10 protein-coding genes are annotated in these 17,450 nt (G+C 66.9%); 1 reads left to right on the top strand and 9 read right to left on the bottom strand.

From position 1 onward, the window contains the following. Positions 1-261: 261 nt before the first annotated feature. The 9 genes from Pla123a_RS04090 to Pla123a_RS04050 all read right to left on the bottom strand — a co-directional run bounded on the left by Pla123a_RS04090 (position 262) and on the right by Pla123a_RS04050 (position 16,129). The gene (locus tag Pla123a_RS04090) at positions 262-615 is read right to left on the bottom strand and encodes a hypothetical protein (protein WP_146584235.1); all 354 of its coding nucleotides are present in this window, start codon (positions 613-615) and stop codon (positions 262-264) included. Positions 616-1,545: 930 nt separating this feature from the next. Next, positions 1,546-3,144, bottom strand: a complete 1,599-nt coding sequence (locus tag Pla123a_RS04085; RefSeq protein WP_146584234.1) for a sulfatase family protein — start codon at positions 3,142-3,144, stop codon at positions 1,546-1,548. A gap of 122 nt (positions 3,145-3,266) precedes the next feature. Next, positions 3,267-5,984 (bottom strand): family 78 glycoside hydrolase catalytic domain, encoded by a 2,718-nt coding sequence (locus tag Pla123a_RS04080; protein WP_146584233.1) that lies wholly within the window; start codon positions 5,982-5,984, stop codon positions 3,267-3,269. Between the two features lie 9 nt (positions 5,985-5,993). Next, on the bottom strand, positions 5,994-8,135 hold the full coding sequence (locus tag Pla123a_RS04075; protein ID WP_146584232.1) for an alpha/beta hydrolase family protein: 2,142 nt from the start codon (positions 8,133-8,135) through the stop codon (positions 5,994-5,996). Next, a complete protein-coding gene (locus tag Pla123a_RS04070) occupies positions 8,132-9,178 on the bottom strand; it encodes a substrate-binding domain-containing protein (RefSeq protein WP_146584231.1) in 1,047 nt (348 codons plus the stop codon). Before Pla123a_RS04070 ends, Pla123a_RS04075 begins: the two co-directional genes overlap by 4 nt. A gap of 210 nt (positions 9,179-9,388) precedes the next feature. After that, positions 9,389-10,807 (bottom strand): DUF1501 domain-containing protein, encoded by a 1,419-nt coding sequence (locus Pla123a_RS04065; protein WP_146584230.1) that lies wholly within the window; start codon positions 10,805-10,807, stop codon positions 9,389-9,391. Between the two features lie 4 nt (positions 10,808-10,811). Then, positions 10,812-13,919: a PSD1 and planctomycete cytochrome C domain-containing protein gene (locus Pla123a_RS04060; protein ID WP_146584229.1), complete on the bottom strand. Its 3,108-nt coding sequence runs from the start codon at positions 13,917-13,919 to the stop codon at positions 10,812-10,814. Between the two features lie 9 nt (positions 13,920-13,928). Then, positions 13,929-14,963, bottom strand: coding sequence for a DUF1559 family PulG-like putative transporter (locus Pla123a_RS04055; RefSeq protein ID WP_146584282.1), 1,035 nt, complete (start codon positions 14,961-14,963; stop codon positions 13,929-13,931). Between the two features lie 62 nt (positions 14,964-15,025). Beyond that, entirely contained in the window at positions 15,026-16,129 is a 1,104-nt protein-coding gene (locus Pla123a_RS04050; protein ID WP_146584228.1) for a sialidase family protein, read from the bottom strand. A 555-nt stretch (positions 16,130-16,684) separates the two neighbouring features. Between Pla123a_RS04050 and Pla123a_RS04045 the strand changes: the two genes are divergently transcribed. Next, positions 16,685-17,425, top strand: a complete 741-nt coding sequence (locus Pla123a_RS04045) for a GntR family transcriptional regulator (RefSeq protein WP_146584227.1) — start codon at positions 16,685-16,687, stop codon at positions 17,423-17,425. Positions 17,426-17,450 lie beyond the last annotated feature (25 nt).

Genomic DNA, 17,450 nt, shown 5'->3' with positions numbered 1-17,450 from the left:
ACCGCCTCTAAGGCGACCAAGCCACCGCATCAAGACCAATCTTACTACTGTCAGAGGGTTAACGGCGTAAAGTGCCACCCTAGGGCATGTTGCGTCAGTGCTACCCGCCGAGGCGAACGCCCATCGCGAACAAGGTCAAACCTACAACCGATGGGCTACGATCTCAGAATAGCAGCGCCAGGTGAGCTTGAAACGGGGACTGGCTCTCGACTGCGCTGCCGATCACTGCCTTGGTTGTGACGTGGCCGCGGTTGTATGCCTCTAGCAGACCAAGACTCCATCGATATCATCTCCGCTTATCGTTACCTCAAGACCATCGTAAGTATCAATACGTAGCGATTCATTTACAGCAAGAATACCTCCGACAGAAAAGATCATAGACTCGTTGTGCCCCTTCAGCAGATGGGTTGCAACGCTATTGACGCCGTTGAATTCAACCCTACAAGCCAAATGCCAACCTGTTTCCGAGAGCGTTGCAGCACAAGTGGTCCACCGACTCGGTTCAGTGAAGTTCGGAATCTTCAAGCTAATGACTGACTTCTTCTCTGACGCATCGTAAGTGATATCTTCCGCTCTCAGCACACCATCACGCACGGTGTCCGAAAGTACCCTCATAGACTGAGTGTTCTTTTGATTGAACTTGTGCCGCATCTCTCTTCCCATTGCCATGCCTAGAAGAACCGCGCAGCTGGGCGCCGTGCATGACGCTCGCGTGGGCATCTGACCCATGTTCAGCATTGCCACACGAGCGTGGCAATGACACCAAGCCTGCGATTGGACGTCACTGCAAGTATGCCCATCTATTGAAGGACAAGTCAAACGTATGGCTCTTCCGGCGTAATGTGGGCGGCAGCGAAGCGAATGCCCACGGCTAGCGAGTTCAAACGCTACAGCAGCATCAGGTGAGCTTGACCCGGGGACTGGCTCTCGACTGCGCGGCCAACCCTTCCTTGGCTGCGGCGCAACCGCGGTCGAGTACCTGTCCCCCTTTCAAGCGGCGCCCCGGGGCAACCGGCTTATCTGATGGTCCGTCGAAAAGGGGGACAGGCACGACGCGTCGACGCGGAGACTGGTTCCCAACTCAGCCGGCGCGGCGAGCCAGTCCCCGTTTTCGACTCGCGTTCGCTATCGCTATTCCGCCGGATTCTTGTGGCGAGAGGCGCCCCAGCGTGATCCAATAGGGGGACGCCCATCGGCTCCGGGGTCGCTTCCTGGACCGATTGGCGAGGCGCTCTCGCGAGAGAGTCTTGTCCCCCGCTACGAGCAGAAGGGGACAAAAGTCGGGCGTCCTAACACGAGGAGCTTTACGCAACCAACGCCACGAAAACGAGTTACGGCCACGACGGCCGGCGCTAGGAGGCGACTTTTGTCCCTAGGAATCGATTTCCCGTTTTGGTGGACAAAAGTCGGCGGGCGGCTACCGGCCAGCAGGCCGTCGGCGCTGCTATCGCAGTGCGAAACCAAATAGTGTGGCGGCGCGCGGCGGCGACTTTTGTCCCGAGTGGGTCAGAACTCCAGGACAAAATCCCTCACCGCCGGAACGCTTTAGAAGTTGGCGGCCGTGGTGATCGGCGGCGCGTCGCCGGTTCCATCGCCGTAGTGCTCGCGGAGCTGGGTCAGCCGCTGCTTCATGTCGGCGATCTGCTGGGCGTAGCGGGGATCGCCATAGGCGTTGGTCAGTTCATCGGGGTCCTGCTCAAGGTCGTAGAACTCCCACTCGTCCTGCTGGTAGAAGTAGATCAATTTGTAGCGCTGGTCGCGGATGCCGTAGTGCCGGGCGGTCATGTGCACGCCGGGGTACTCGTAGAAGTGGTAGTAGATGGCGTCCCGCCAGTTGTTGGGCGTTTCGCCGCGTAGCAGCGGCGCGAGTGAGCGGCCCTGCATGTCGGCCGGGATCTTGACGCCGGCGGCGTCGAGGAAGGTTTCGGCGTAGTCGAGGTTCTGCACAAGATGCCGATCGCGTGAGCCGGGCTTGGCCACGCCGGGCCACTTGACGATCAGCGGCATCTTGAGCGACTCCTCGTACATCCAGCGTTTGTCGTACCAGCCGTGGTCGCCGATGTAGAACCCCTGGTCGGAGGAGTAGACGACGATCGTGTTGTCGGCGATGCCGAGCTCGTCGAGCGTCTGCATCAGTCGGGCGACGCTGTCGTCCACGGTGCGGACGCAGCGCAGGTAGTTCTTGGCGTAGCGCTGGTACTTCCACCGCACGAGGTCCTTGCCCTGCGGGTTCTGGCGGCGGAACTCCTCGTCCTTGGGGCCCCACGCGGCGTTCCAGGCGGCGAGCTGCTCGGGCGTGAAGCGCTTGAGGTTCACCGCGGCGGACTGGTCGCGCGACTTGCCGTCCGCCGGCGCCTGGTAGTCCGGCGTGAGTCCAACAAACAGGTCGCACGCCAGGTCCATGTGGCGGTCGACCTCCATCTCCTGCGCCCGGGCGGGCGAGGCGTTGTCGGTCCACTGGTCGAACAGCGTGTCGGGCTCGGGGATCGTGACGCCGTCGTACAGGTTAAGGTAGCGGGGCGGCGGCATCCAGTTGCGGTGCGGCGCCTTGTGCTGGCACATCAGGAGGAACGGCTTGTCGGCGTCGCGCTGGTTGGTCATCCAGTCGACCGCCATGTCGGTGACGATGTCGGTGCAGTAGCCCTGGACCGTGACGCGGCCGTCGGGCGTCTGGAAGTCGGGGTTGTAGTAGAGCCCCTGCCCCGACAGGATCTTCCAGTCGTCAAAGCCCTGCGGTCGGCTCTTCAGGTGCCATTTGCCGTAGAGGGCGGTCTGGTAACCGGCGGCCCGCAGGTACTTCGGCAGGGTCGGCTGCCCGCCGTCGAAGCGGTTGCCGTTGTTCATGAAGCCGTTGATGTGGCTGTGCTTGCCGGTGAGGATCACCGCGCGGCTCGGCCCGCAGATGGAGTTGGTGCAGAAGCTGTTCTCGAACAGCATGCCCTGCTGGGCGAGGCGGTCGATGTTGGGCGTCGGGTCGACCGACTTGAGCCAGCCGTTGTAGGCGCCGATCGCGTGCGGAGCGTGGTCGTCGGAGAAGATGAACAGGATGTTCGGCCGCTTGGAGGGCGCCGGTTCGGCGGCGACGCCCCACGCGGGACACAGAACCGTCAGCGCGAACAACGACAGCAGGATCCTAGCGGGCATCGGTGGTCCTTCGGAGAGAAGCGGTTGCCGGAACGGATCATTATGCGCCGACGCGCTGCTCGGTTCCACTCGCGAGCGCCGCCCGCAGCAGCGGCTTCGGCGGTTGCGCCCGTTGCGGCCAACTACTCGACGACAAACGCGTAGCTGCCCGAGCCAACCCGCACGACGTTGCGGCCATCCCGCTGCTCGACCGACAGCACGCCTTCGCTCTCGGCGGCGGGCCGGACGCCCTCGGTCAGGTCGCCACCGGGGAGATGGATCGTGGCCGTGGTGTTGGGTGGCAAGTCGGCCTCGAGGAGGAACCGCGGGCCCTCCCGCTCCCAGCGGACGCGGACCGGGCCGCGGATCGAGTCGTACGAGCCTTCGGCCCAGTCGATCTGGTCGACCGGCTGCGGCTTGATCAGCACGTTGCGATAGCCGGGCGCGGTCGGGTCGGGGCCAATGCCGACCAGGTCCTTGTAGAACCACTCGGTGATGTGGCCGAGCATGAAGTGGTTGTGCGAGGAGTGGCGGTTGGCGTCCCAGGCCTCGGTGAGGCTCGTGACGCCCTTGCCGATCAGCATCGCGTAGCCGGGCTTGTTGGGGTTGGTGAACAGGTCGTACAGGACGTCGTTGCGGCCGGCGTCGGCGAGGGACTGGATCTCGTACCGCCAGCCGACGTCGCCGGCGGTGAGCGCGTCGCCGCGGTCGCGGATGTCCTGGATGAGCGCGGCGAGGGCCGCCTGGCGTTCGTCCTCGCGGGCCAGGCCCATCCACAGCGCGATGGCATTGGAGCATTGTGAGTCTGTCGCGTACGAGCCATCCTCATGACGGAACTCGGCGAGCCACGCCTCGCGGATCGCAGCGGCGAGGTCTTGGTAGCGGCGGGCGTCGTCCTGCTTGCCGAGCAGCTCGGCGATCTGGGCCATCCGCTTAGCGTCGAGGAAGTAGAACGCGGTGGCGGTCACCTGCGGCGGCGTGAGCTGCGCGTGGCCCGGCCGGTCGGCGGGACCGAGGTCGTACCAGTCGCCCAGGCCCTCGTCGAGCAGGTAGCCATCGGCCTTGGAGTCGAGGTACTGCATGTACCGCTGCATGACGTCGTAGTAGTCGGCCAGCGGCTTGGAGTCGCCGGTCGCCTGGTAGTGCTGCCACGGCACGAGGATCAACGCGGCGCCCCACTCGGCGGCCGCGCGGAACGTGCCCGGAAACTTGACGTACTCCGGCGCAATGTTCGGGATCAGCCCGTCGTCGGTCTGCGAGTCGGCCATGTCCCGCATCCCCTTGATCAGGATCGGCGCGACGTCGAACTCGTAGCGGATCGCCGGGCCGTTCAGGTGGTACTGCTCCAGCCAGCCGAGCTTCTCGCGGTGCGGGCAGTCGGTAAGCACCGACACCATGTTCGACCGCTGGGCCCAGCGGACAACTTCGCGAACTTGATTCAACAGATCACTGGAGCAGCGGAACTCGCCGGTCGGCGCCGCGATGGAGTGGACCACCACGCCCTCGATCTTGTCGAGCGACGGCAGCTTACCGCCCTCCTCGGCCGGTAGCTTGTCGAGCTGCAGGTAGCGGCAGCCGGCGTAGAAGAACCGCGGAAACCACTCCTCGGGCTGGTCGGTCGCCTTGGTGTACTGCCAGTAGGCGGGGCCGCGGTTGCCGCCGCAGGTGCCGCGGTTGATGCTGCCATCGTCGTTGACGATCTCGGCGTGAGTCAGCCGGACCGTGCTGCCGGCAGGGCCGCTGACTCGGATCCGCGGCATGTACGAGGTGTTCTGGCCGAGGTCAATGACGTCGCGTGTCGGGCTGAGCGTTTGGACGGCGACCGGCTCGATCGACTCGATCGCCTGCAGCGGCGGCGCGCTGAACGTGTGCCCACGGAGCTTCCCGCCGGGCCGCACCAAAAGCACGGCGTGGTCCCAGTGGCCGGCGTCGAAGCCGGGCGAGTCCCACCCTGCCTCGAGCAGTCGGGCGTCGTAGTCCTCGCCGCCGTAGATGTCGTTGTAAGTGGTGGGCCCCCGCGAGACCCGCCACGAGGCGTCGGTCGCGACCACCTCGTGCGAGCCGTCCTCGTACCACAGCTCGATCTGGCCGATCAGCCGCTTGGGGCCGAACGTGCCCTGGAACTTGCTGAAGCGGTTGCGGCGTTCGGTGTGGTACATGCCGTCGCCGAGCGCGACGCCGGCCGCGTTGGCGCCCTCCTGCAACATACGGGTGATGTCGTGGGTCTCGTACAGGCAGGTGCGGTTGTACTTGGTCCAGCCGGGGGCTAGCAGCGCCTCGCCCGACTTGTGGCCGTTGAGCGTCAGCTCGTAGTGACCCAGCCCGCACACGTGGGCGACCGCCCGCTTAAGACCCGGCTTCACGGTGAAGTCCTTGCGGAGCAGCACCGACTCGCTCTCCCACGGCGCGACCACCCACTCGCCCCGCCAATCGTCCTCGTCGAGCACGCCCATGGTCCACTGGGCCAGCTCGCTCCATTCGCTTGGCTCGTCGGCCTGGTTCCAGACGCGGACCTTCCAGAACACGGGCTGCGACGACTCGAGTTCTTCCCCGTCGTACGGGATCAGCACGGTCTCGTCAGACGCGACTTTGCCGGACGACCAGAGGTCGCCCTGGTTCTGGTTGAGCAACGCACGGCTGCTGGCGACCAGCACCTCGTAGGCGGTCTGCCGCTGGTTGCGTTGGTCGCTCTCGAGCTTCCAAGTCAGCCGCGGCGCGGGGACATCGACGCCCAGCGGGTTTTCGGCGTACTCGCACGTGACGCGGTCGACCCGAAGCGGATCGGCGTGCGCCTCGAGGGACACCAGTCCAAGCGTCATCAACAGGGCGGCGCGCAGTGGGGTAGCAACCAAGGCAGTCATCTCTTCGACCTACTGGTGATCGTTGAAAAAGCGGAGCACGGCGGCGGTGAATTGGTCGCCTGTGGTGTAGTCCAGCGAGCTCTCATTGCCCGCCGACTGGTAGGCCCACACAGCCAGCGGCAGCGAGTAGGACTCCTCGCCTGCGACGATCAGCGGCGTGGGCGCGCCCAAGGCGAACAGGCCCGGCAAATCGCCGTACTTGACCGCGCCCGGCAGGAAGCGGAGGTCATGCCAGTCGGCCAGGTCCGCGAAGCGGAAGCTGCCGGTGTCGATCGCCGCCGCCGTCAGTCGGTCGCCCGCCAGCGCAAACGCGGTCGCCGCGTAGGGCGCCGTGCCGCGCTCGGCGAGCAGCATCACGGGGGCTCCGGGCGCGATCTGCTCCGCGGCGGCAACCAGCGCCAGCAGATCGGCCGCCTGCTCGGCGACGAGCGTGCGGTTGTAGCCGTAGGTCAGCCCCGCCGACGCGCGTTCCGGCACGTCGGAGGGGAGCTCGGTGATCTGCTCGCCGCCAACCAGGTGCTCACCCTGGTTCAGCAGGTCGGCCGTCAGCACCTGGTAGCCCGCGTGGACGAGGCGCATCAGTACTTCGCCATCGATCCCGGATCGACCCCCGGGGTGGGTCCAGATGACGATCGGTGTGTCTCCGCCGCGCTGCCCGAAGAGCACCGCGGGTATCACCGCCCCGTCATCCGGGTTACGAACCGTCAGGTTTCGCTTCTGATCGCGGCCCGGCAGGCTGATTGGGCCTTGCTCGACCAAAATACGCGCTGCACCGCTACCAGCCCGGCCGGTCATGACCTCGAGCGCGCCGCCAACTACGCGTCGGAACTCGGCCAGGCCCTCTGGCGAGTCAGGCCGCGCGTCGGCGAGCGCCGCGTCGGAGAGCCTGGTCCACTGTTGCAGCAACTCGACCTCGTGCCGGTCGCCGCTGGTCGGCTTGGGGTGGGCGTCGGTCCATACGGTGAGCTCCTCGATGGTGAGCGGCGTGAAGTCACGCTCCACCGGGTCGACGCTGTCGTCGAGGCCGAGCCACTCCTTCATCCACAGGTACATCGCCGCCCGGGTAGGGTAGTTGTAGTTGTGGCCGAACTGGTTCAGCGAGGTGAGGCTCACGTGGTCCTGCTCGCCGTACAGGCCGTACAGCGTCTGCAGTTCCGGGAAGCCCTTGGTCGGCATCTCGCGGGTCCAGTCGTTGGCGGCGCCGATGCCCATCGGCTTGGGGGCGAACAGCGCCGCGATCTCGACGTTGCCGGTCCCCAGCCGCAGGCAGACGGCGTTCTCGCACGGGCAGCCCCCCTGCATCGCGGTCGAGACCATCGCCGCCGGGAAGCTCACCTTCAGCCGATCGTCCGTGGCGCCGAGCATCATGGTCTGCGTGCCGCCGCCGCTGGCGCCGGTCACCGCCAGGCGGTCCGGGTCGACGTCGGGCAGGGTCTCCAGCCAGTCGAGCGCACACCGCGCGTCGTACAGCTGCAGGCCGAGCGGGTTCTGAAAGCGGAGCTCGGCCTGGGCGCTGTAGAAGCCCCATGGCTGGCCACGGACAACGATATCGGCGGTCGGCTGGTGGATGCTGGCCTGATCGAGCTGGCTGTCGCCGTAGCCGACGCAGTCGATCAGGAAAACCACGCAGCCCATCCGCGCAAGCTGCACGCAGCGGGCTTGAATCGCGTGCCGGCCGCCGACCTCGAACTTCTCGGCGCCCTCGGCAATCTGCCGCGCGACGCCCTCGGGGCCGGTGTCCTGGAATCGCCCGCCCGGCCAGTGCCCGTACGGCGAGATCACCGCCGGATGCCGCCCCTCCAACTTCGGCCGGAACAGGCTGCCGGTGGCGTAGTGCCCCGGCACGGTTTCAAGGTAGACCCGCGAAACCGTGTAGGCGTCGCGGTCGACAGCGCCGTGCACAACGGCGTTTGGCTCCGGGCGGGGAAGATCGGGCCAGTGCCCAGCGGCGACCGCGATCTGACGCCGCACGGCTTCGCGGCGTTCGTTCCAGGCTGCGAGCGACTCCGGCGGCGTAAACGCGAAGTAGCTGGTCCGCAGGTTGACCCGCTCGCTCAGTCGGGTATCGGCGGCGGCGGTGTCTTCCGCCAGCGTAGCCGACGCGAGCAACAGGGCGATCAGCGCCGCCTGGCAGGCACGAAGACAACTCATAGAGCCTTGGCTGTCATCGGTTTCTTCGACCGCTTGATGCGTTGCTCGACGCGTTTCTGGAATTCGTCGATGTTGCTGTTGTCGATCGCCTCGACGCTGACGTGGATCGCGCCGCGGCCGACCACCGGCAGGTACTGGGGGTCGCCGCTGTGCAACGAGACCAGCATCCGCACCGCCTCGTTGCCGTACTTGAACGGGTCCTGGGCAATGGTCGCCGAGATACTGCCATCGCGGACGCCCTGGAGCGTCTCCGGCAGGGTGTCGAAGGTGATCAGCTTGATCTGCCCAAGCTTGCCGGCCTCCTTCAGCACGCTCAGCAGGATCGGTCCGTGCCGGGCGTTCATGCCGACGATGCACTTCAGGTCCGGGTGTTCCTCGAGAGACTCTTGGATGTTCTCACGGCAACGCTGGTCGTCCCCCTCGTCGGTCAGGTAGTCGACCACCTGGTAGCGTTGGTCAACGACCTCTTGCTCGGGGTTGGGCGACTCCTCGATGCGGGTCTTGAAGCCGGCCCGGCGGTCCTGCATGTTGCTCTTGGTGCGGTTGACCATCAGGACGAGCACCTCGCCCCCTGCGGGCAAGGCCTGCTTGACCAGCGTGCCGGCCCGCAGCCCTGCGCTGAAGTTGCTCGTGCCGACAAACCCGTGGCGGGCCGAGAGCGGCGAGTCGGAGTCGTAGGTCACCACCGGGCGGTCGGCGGCCAGCGAGTTGATCACCGGGGTCTGGCCTTCGGCGTCGACCGGGCTGACCGCGATGCCGTCGTACTTGCCCGAGCTGAGGGTGGTCAGCAGCTCGTTCTGCTCCTGCACGCTCTCGGTCTGCTTCGGCATGCGGACGTCGAGCTCGACGCCGAGCTCTTCGGCGGCGTCCTCGGCGCCGGCCACCGCGGCCTGCCAGAACTCGCCCTCGCCCGCCGTGACGAACGCAATTTTCGATGGCTTCTCGCGAACCACCTCCGCATCTTCACTGGCGTTCATGCGGAACCACCCGACCACAGCCAGGGCAATCACCACACCGATCCAGAAAGACGGTTGCTTGAGCATCGAAGTCACCTTGCAAGAAGAGCCAGCCGGGTTGGACACCGCCGGCGGAAGAATCCCCACGGTCAATGGTGGCCAGTATACCCCATCGGCAGAAGCGATTTCACCGTCGACTGCCGAAAAAAGGCCAGGCTGACATCCCGTGGAATCCCAACCGAACGCCCGGCGGCAAGCTCGCGCAGCCCTCACAGTTTCGCCGGGTCGCCCAACCGCTCACGCCAGCAACTCGGTGACGACCCGCGCCGGCTCGACGCCGGTCAGCTTCTGGTCAAGGCCCTGCGACTTGAACGACAACCGCTCGTGGTCCAGGCCGAGCGTGTGGAGGATCGTGGCGTGCAGGTCGCGGATGTGCACCGGGTTCTCGACCGCGTTGAAGCCGAGCTCGTCGGTGCCGCCGTGCACGTGGCCCGCCTTCACGCCGCCGCCCGCCAGCCACATGGTGAACGCGTTGGGGTGGTGGTCGCGCCCGTCGAAGCCGCCCCCCTCGACCATCGGCGTGCGGCCGAACTCGCCGCCCCACACGACCAGCGTGTCGTCGAGCAGCCCACGCTGCTTGAGGTCCTTCACCAGCGCCGCGGCGCCACGGTCGGTCCGCTGGCAGTTGAGGCCAAGGTCGATCTTGAGGTTGCCGTGCTGGTCCCACGCCTCGTGGAAGATCTCCACGAAACGGACGCCGCGCTCGACCAGCCGCCGCGCGAGCAGGCAGGTCGCGCCGAACGACTGCTTGCCCGGCTCGGCGCCGTACATTTCGAGGATGTGCTGCGGCTCGCTGGCGAGGTCCATCGCCTCGGGCGCGGTGGCCTGCATGCGGTACGCCATCTCGTAGCTGTTGATCCGGGTGGCAATCTCGGGGTCGCCCGCCGCGGCCAGGTGCGCCGCGTTCAGCTGATTGACCGCGTCGACCGTTTCCCGCTGCTGGCGTCGATCGACGCCGTCGGGGTTCGAGAGGTACAGCACCGGGTCGCCGCTGGTTCGGAACGGCACGCCCTGGTTGGTGGTCGGCAAGAATCCGCTGCCCCAGTTGGCCGCGCCGCCGCTGGGCCCCTTCTTGCCGGTGCTGAACACGACAAAGCCCGGCAGGTTCTGCGACTCGCTCCCCAGCCCGTACAGCGTCCACGCGCCGAGGCTCGCCTTGCCGAACTGCTGCGAGCCGGTGCTCATCAGCAGCTGGGCCGGGGCGTGGTTGAAGGCGTCGGTGTGCAGCGACTTGACCAGCGTGATGTCGTCGACCACGTCACCCAGGTGCGGCAGCAGCTCCGACATCTGCGTGCCGCTTTGCCCATAGCGTTTGAAGCCGAACTTGGCGCCCATCAGCTTCGACGACGGGTTGATGAACGCCGCGCGGTAGCCCTCGATCAGGTGCTTGGGCACGGTCGTGCCGTCGAACTTCTGGAGGTCAGGCTTGTAGTCGAACAACTCCACCTGGCTAGGGCCGCCCGCCATAAACAAGAAGATGACGTTCTTCGCCCGCGGCGTGTGGTGGTGCACGGCCGTTGACGACGCGGCCCGCGATTCGCCCGCTGCCTGCGCGAGCGCGATCGAGCCGAGGCCCACGCCGCACTGCTGCAGGAACCAGCGGCGGGCGAGCAGGCGGGGGTCGGATTGTTGGTGCAGGTGGCTTTGGCAGTTCATCGGGTCACTCGCGTGAGATGGTCTCGTCCAGGTTCAGCACGACCCGCGACACGGCGGTCCAGACCGCCAGCTCGCGGGCGGTGTACCGGGGGCTGGCCTCGGCCGCGGCGACGATCTCGGTACGCGGCGCCAGCTCTTTCGATTGATAGCGGGCGGCCTGCTTCGCGGCGAAGTCGAGCAACGCGCCGACCTCGGCGTCCGCCGGGCGACGGCCCAGGCAGCGGGCGTACAGCCGCTCGATCCGCTCGGAGTCGTCGCCGGAACGCTCCAGCAGCCGCTCGGCCAGCGTCTGCGCGCACTCGAAGAACAGCGGCTCGTTGAGCAGCGTCAGCGCCTGGAGCGGGGTGTTCGACCGGTCGCGGCGGACGCAGGCGGTCTCGCCGGTCGGGGCGTCGAAGTTCTGGTACACCGGGTACAGCAGCGTGCGGTAGCGGAACGTGTACAACGCCCGGCGGTACTGGCTGTCGCCGGGTTCGAAGTCCCACCACTTCTCGGTGTAGCTGGCGGGCTGGTGGAACAGGTACTCCGGCGCCGGCGGGCAGACGCCCGGGCCGCCGGTCTTGCGGTTCAGCAGGCCGCTGGCGGCTAGGGCGATGTCGCGGACCGCCTCGGCGTTGACGCGGTAGCGGGCCCCGCGGGCGAGCAGGCGGTTGTGCGGGTCCTGCTCGATCAGCGGCCGCGTCACACGACTCGACTGCCGGTAGGTCGCCGAGTCGACAATCAGCCGCACGATGTGCTGCAGGTCCCAGTCACTGTCCATCAGCTCGACCGCCAGCCAGTCGAGCAGCTCCGGGTGGCTCGGCGCCGCGCCCTGCAGGCCGAAGTCGCCGGGCGTTTCAACAAGCCCTACGCCGAACACCGACTGCCACACCCGATTGACCACCGTGCGGGCCGTCGTCGGCGAGCGGCGGTCAACCAGCCACTCGGCCAGCGCCAGCCGGTTGGGCGCCTCGGAAGCGAGCGGGTGCAGGAAAGCCGGGACGCCCGGATGCACCTCCTCGGCGGGCTTGGTGTACTCGCCCCGCTCGAGCCGGTGCGTAACCCGCGGGACCTCCCGCCGCTCGAGCACCAGCTGCGCCACGCCCTGCGGGTGGTCGGCCCAGGCGGCCTCGATCTCTTCGTTGACGTCGGCCCAGTCGTCGCGGGTCGCGCGGTAGCTGCTGAGCAGGTCGTTGCGTTCGGCGTCACTCCATTGGTCGGCGGACTTTTCGATGAGCCGGCGCACCCTAGCGGAGAGCGGGTCGATCGTCGGATCGGGGTCGCCTGTGACCGATAACCGGTAACAGCCGAGGTTGTTGGTGTGCAGATCCTTGTGGTAGGTCTGACCGTGCACCTGCACCAGCTTGATCGACAGCCGTGTGGGGCCGTCGCAGATGAGCGGCTCCTTCAGCACGAACACCGCGGTCCTCGGCTGGTTGCTGCGACCGGGGCCGATGTCGATCCCCCAGGCGGTATTCTTGTCGCCGTCGATCGCCATCCCGATCGGTCCGGTGACGCGTCGCTTGCCCGAGCCGTCGTCGAACTTGGCGGCGAGCTCCGACACCCGCGGCTCGACATCGGCGTACGCACGGTCGATCGCTAGGCGGCGGAGGCCCCCATCGGCGGTCGGGTCTTCGACGCGGAGCTCAAAGTCGGTCAGCGCGCACAGCCCAAACTCCGATCGGCCGGGCCCCTGCCGCGGCAGCGTCGGGTGGGTGAGCAGCTCGAGCCGGACGGCGGAAATGCGACCCGCCTTTACTTCGGTCGAAAGGTCTGTAGTGAGCTGCGCCGGAGCGTACCCCTCGGCCAGCACGGCGCCATTGGGCAGCAGCCGCAGCTTCTGGCCGCCGCTGCCGTCGAGCTCGGGGCGGATGACGCTCCACTCGTTGGGCGGGCCAAGGCGTTGGTGCTCCGCGGCCCAGGCCTGCAGGTCCTCGCGCCATTCAGGGTGGTCGGCCTGCAGCCTGCGCTCGAGCTCGCTAATGCGGGCGAGCACGGCGTCGCGCTGCTGCTTCTGCTCTGGCGGGTAGAGGGTGACCGACGACTCGTAGGCGTCGTTGATCAACGCCAGCATCTGGTAGTACTCGGTGTGGCTGATCGGGTCGTATTTGTGGGTGTGGCACTGGGCGCACTGCATCGTCAGGCCGAGCACCGACTTACCGAGGATGTCTATCCGCGCGAACAGCTGCTCCATGCGGAACTGCTGCGGGTCGATGCCCCCCTCTTCGTTGACCATCGTGTTCCGCAGGAACCCGGTCGGCGCCAGCCGGGCCTCGGCGGTCCCCTCCGTCAGGTCGCCGGCGACTTGCATCTTGACGAACCGGTCGTACGGCAGGTTGTCGTTGAACGCCGCCACGACCCAGTCGCGGTACATCCAGACCTCGCGGTTGCGGTCCTTCTCGTAGCCGTTCGAGTCGGCGTAGCTGGCGGCGTCGAGCCACCAGCGGGCCCAGTGCTCGCCGTAGTGGGGAGAGCCGACCAGCTCGTCCACCACGGCGTTGTACGCGTCTTCTTCCGGTAGCCGGTCGGCCCAGGCAAGCTGGCGGAGCGTTGGCGGCAGGCCGGTCAGGTCCAAGCAGAGCCGCCGCAGCAGGGTTGGGCCGTCTGCCGCCGGTGAGGGAGCGAGCCCCTCCTGCTCGAGCCGCGCTGCAACAAAATGATCGATCGGGTTGCGGGCCCACTCGGCGTGCTTTGTCTCCGGGAGTTCCGGACGCACCGGGGCCTCGAACGCCCAGTGCCGCTTGTACTGTGCGCCGCCGGCGACCCACTGCTTGAGGACCTCAATCTGCTCTGGCGTGATGGTCTTGCCCGAGTCGGGCGGCGGCATCCGCAGGTCGGGGTCGTCAGTCACGAGCCGCTCGATCAGCTCGCTGGCGGACGGGTCGCCGGGCGTGATCACGTCCGAAGCGGCGGACGACTCTTCGTCCTGCCAGGCGTCGAGCCGCAGGTCGGCCTCGCGGTGCTCGGCGTCCCGCCCGTGGCAGTGGAAGCAGGCGTCGGACAGCACCGGGCGGACGTCGCGGTTGAAGTCGATGGCCGCCCCGCCCGCGTGCGCCGCGCCGGCCGGCGTGGCGGCCCATAACATTGCGAGCGTTAGCAGTCGAAGCAACTTGGTGAAGCTGGTGGCGGTCATCGAGTACGGTCAGTAGGTTGGGGGCTCGCCTTCGTCGGCGCGGCCCCCCATTGCGGCGAACAGGTCGACGTCGATGTCGAACGGCAGGGAGTCGACCGAGCCGTCGACCATCGCGACGTTCATCACAGCGGGGTGGGGGCCGCCGAAACGCCAGCGGGTGGCAGTCCCAGAGGCGAGGTTGTCCCGCAGCGGCGGCATGCGCTCGGCGCCGTTGGAGGTGTAACCGATATTATCCTGGTCGTGGCCAGAGTAGACACACTGGTCGTCCGAGGAGTGCGTGCCGGACTCGTAGTCGGCCTCGTTGAGGGCCTTCTCACCCACCAGGAAAGTGTGAGAGGTCCCGTCGGTAATCTGCCCGAGCTTGACGGCGCTGCGCTGGAACACCACGCCGGTCTGGGTAGTGGGATCGGCCCACCAGCGGTGGTAGTTCACGTAGTTGGGGGTGGGCCCCTCCTCTTCACCACGGTTGATGGAGCCCGCGTTGGCTCGGTAGTCGCCCCGCGCTACAAAACAGCCCTCCTTCCCAGGGCGCGCGGCGCGACAGGCCTGGGCGTTGTAGGCGAGGTACGGCAGGCTGGGGTCAATCAGCGGGTAGGCCTTGACGCTCCGCCGCGAGGGGCACAGGAACCCCGCCACCGGCGAGGATACTAGCGCCAGCATTTCGTTCTGATCGGACTCCGGGATCGCCTCCCGGGCCACCAACCGTTCAACGATCGCCCCTCCTAGTTCGCGACGCTCGGCCAGCTCCATGTACTCAAGAATGTTGTACGCCCAGCCGCCCGGCTGCTTCGCCCCGTACCCGGACCCGGCGTCGCCGACCCATCGGTAGCCCCACCCCCCCGTGGGAAGATGGCGGTGCGTGCTCTCATGGTTGAGCGCGGCAAGGGAAATCTGCTTCAGGTGGTTCTTGCACTCGATCCGCCGCGCCGACTCGCGGGCCGACTGCACCGCCGGCAGCAGCAACGCGATCAGCACGCCAATGATCGCGATTACAACAAGCAGTTCAACCAGCGTAAAGCCACGACTTTCTGCGACGCGCGCCATTGATAGTCGCCTCAGTAGAACCACGATGAGAAGGGGGTGAGGAGCAAGCAGGCCCGGACCGATTAGCCGCGGCCGAGGAGCGAAACCGCGGCAGGCCACTGGTTGTCGACCATCGGCTCGGCGTCCAACCGGCTGGGGTCGAGCACCACGTGCTTGATGCGTTCGCGCTTCCAGGTGTAGGTGATGTGCACCAGGCCGTCGGAAGTCTGGATCACCGCCGGGTAGGCAAAGCCCGCCTTGGCGGTTGGGTCGTCCTCGAGCACCAGCGCCCCCTGCCAATGCACGCCGTCGTCCGAGAGCGCCACGTTCAGCGGGCTGCGCCCCTCGCTGCTGTGGTTGTAGACCAGCACGTGCCGGCCGTCGGCCATGGTCAGGGCGTCGGTTCCAGAGCTCGGGTTTGGCAGCCCCAACGGCGAGACCTCCGACCAGGTCTTGCCCTGGTCGGATGACCACGTTTGGAAGACGCCGCTGCGGCGGGTCCGACCAATCGCCTGCAGCCGCCCGTCGCGGTGCTGCAGCACGCTCGGCTGGATCGCCCGTAGCCCGTCGACCGCGGGGATCGGGTCGGTGCGGGTGAACTCGTTAGCTTGTGGGTCGGTGAACTCGAAGTGCAGCCGCCAGCCCTGATCCTCGGTGCTCGTGGGGAGCAGGAGGCTGCCGCTGACCAGCTGCGCCGGCTTGTTCTTGATTGGGCCAAGGATGCCGTCGGGCAGCCGCCGCGCGTCGGACCAGCTGTGGCCGTTGTCGTCGGAGGTCTTGAGCATGCCCCACCAATCCTGCGGCGTAGGCCCCACCTTGTAGAACAGCAGGAGCGGGCCCCCCTCGGGCTGGAACAGCACCGGGTTCCAGGTAGGGTAACGCACGCCGTCGGCCGACACGCCATCGGCGACCATGGTCGGCTGGTCCCACGCGCCGTCGACGCGGCGGGCAGTCCAGATCTCGACATCGGTGTGGCGTTCGTGCGTGCCACCAAACCAGGCAGCCAGCAGCCCGTCGCCGGTCTCAACGAGGGTCGATGCGTGGCACGACGGGTACGGCGCGGTCTGGTAGATAAAACCTTCGGACACGATGGGGCCCTCCGACTGCGGATCGGCCCCGACCGTCGCCGCGGCCAGCAGTACCAACCAGCCGGCAGCGCGGCCTAGCGTCGGACCGGCAGCGCGCATGCGTTTCGGAGTGGTTGAGTAAGGAATCATCGCAACGCACTCCGTTGGTCGGTGGGTTCTCTTCCGCTGGCGCAAGCCGCCGAATGGCGTCCCTTCAGCATAACGGCGCGGCCAGGGCCGGCGTGTATCAACCCGCACTGCAATCGAGACAAATATCAAGCGCTACGATCGATGGGCCCCCGCTGCCCAGCGCCGCGGAAAACGCCTACCTGCCCTCGGCCTACCAGCCTGGGATCCGTGGTACTCGAGGGCCATCAGCGAAGCGGACCACCGCATTTCGGTCGGGCACGAGCAGTGCATTCCACGCACCAGCAGGGCCCACGGATGCAAATGCGTGAGTGCGAAGCAGGATTGCAACCGCAGCCCCCCCGGTTTTGTTGACTGAGCGTCCGGTCATCGGCAAATTGAGTGGTGTGCTACTTGTGTTCGAGTAGCGTGCTACTTGCGTTCTTTGAAACGCCACTGGGATTCCAGAGGCTTTCCAGACGCCGTCACCCCTTAGGGGTTGACACCTTTTCGCATTTCCTTTTCGAAGTCTCTGGTTCAGGCGGCGCCATGCACAGGCACTCGCGGCACTCGCAGCACGTCTACGCGAACATCCGCGACAAGATCACTACCGGCGAACTATCGCCCGGTGAAGTCATGTCCGAGGCGAACCTCGCCAAGGAGTATGGCCTGAGCCGAACCCCGGTCGGCGAGGCGCTGCGTCAGCTGGCCAATGAAGGGCTGGTGGTGCAGGTTCCACGGTACGGCACAGTGGTGCGGCAGATCCCGGCCGAAGAGCTGGAAGAACTGTTCGAGATCCGCGAGGCGCTCGAGTGCCTAGCGGTAGCCAAGGCGACCGAGCGGATCACCTGCGAGGGCCTCGACGAGCTCGAAAGCCTCTGCGAGGCGATCGACGCGGAGGTCCGACGCATCGAGGACGACGGGGCCGCGGCGCTCGACCGGGAGGGGCTGCGTCGGTTCCTGGCCGCCGACATGGCCTTCCACATGCTGATTATCGCCAACGCCGGCAACCAGCGACTGATCCAGGTCCTCGAGCAGACCCGGGCGGTGTCGCTGATGTTCACGGCGCAACGCGGCGCCCACCCGGTCTCGCGCGTGATCGAGGCCAACACGGCGCACCGCTCGATCCTGGCGGCGATGGCCGACCGCGACCCGGAGCAGGCGCAGCTCCGACTGGTCCACCACATCCGGACCTCCCGCGACGAGTCGCTCAAGGCCGCGCCCAGCCCGTCGGCGGTAAGCCTTGGTTCGATCAACCTGCCGATGTTTGTCCGACGCGACCTCGCCTAGCTGTCCGGCTTCCTCACCAGACCGC

The sequence above is a fragment of the Posidoniimonas polymericola genome (assembly GCF_007859935.1).
Lineage (GTDB): Bacteria > Planctomycetota > Planctomycetia > Pirellulales > Lacipirellulaceae > Posidoniimonas > Posidoniimonas polymericola.
The sequence above is the reverse complement of the archived record's forward strand: the minus strand, read 5'-3'. Positions and strand labels throughout refer to the sequence as shown.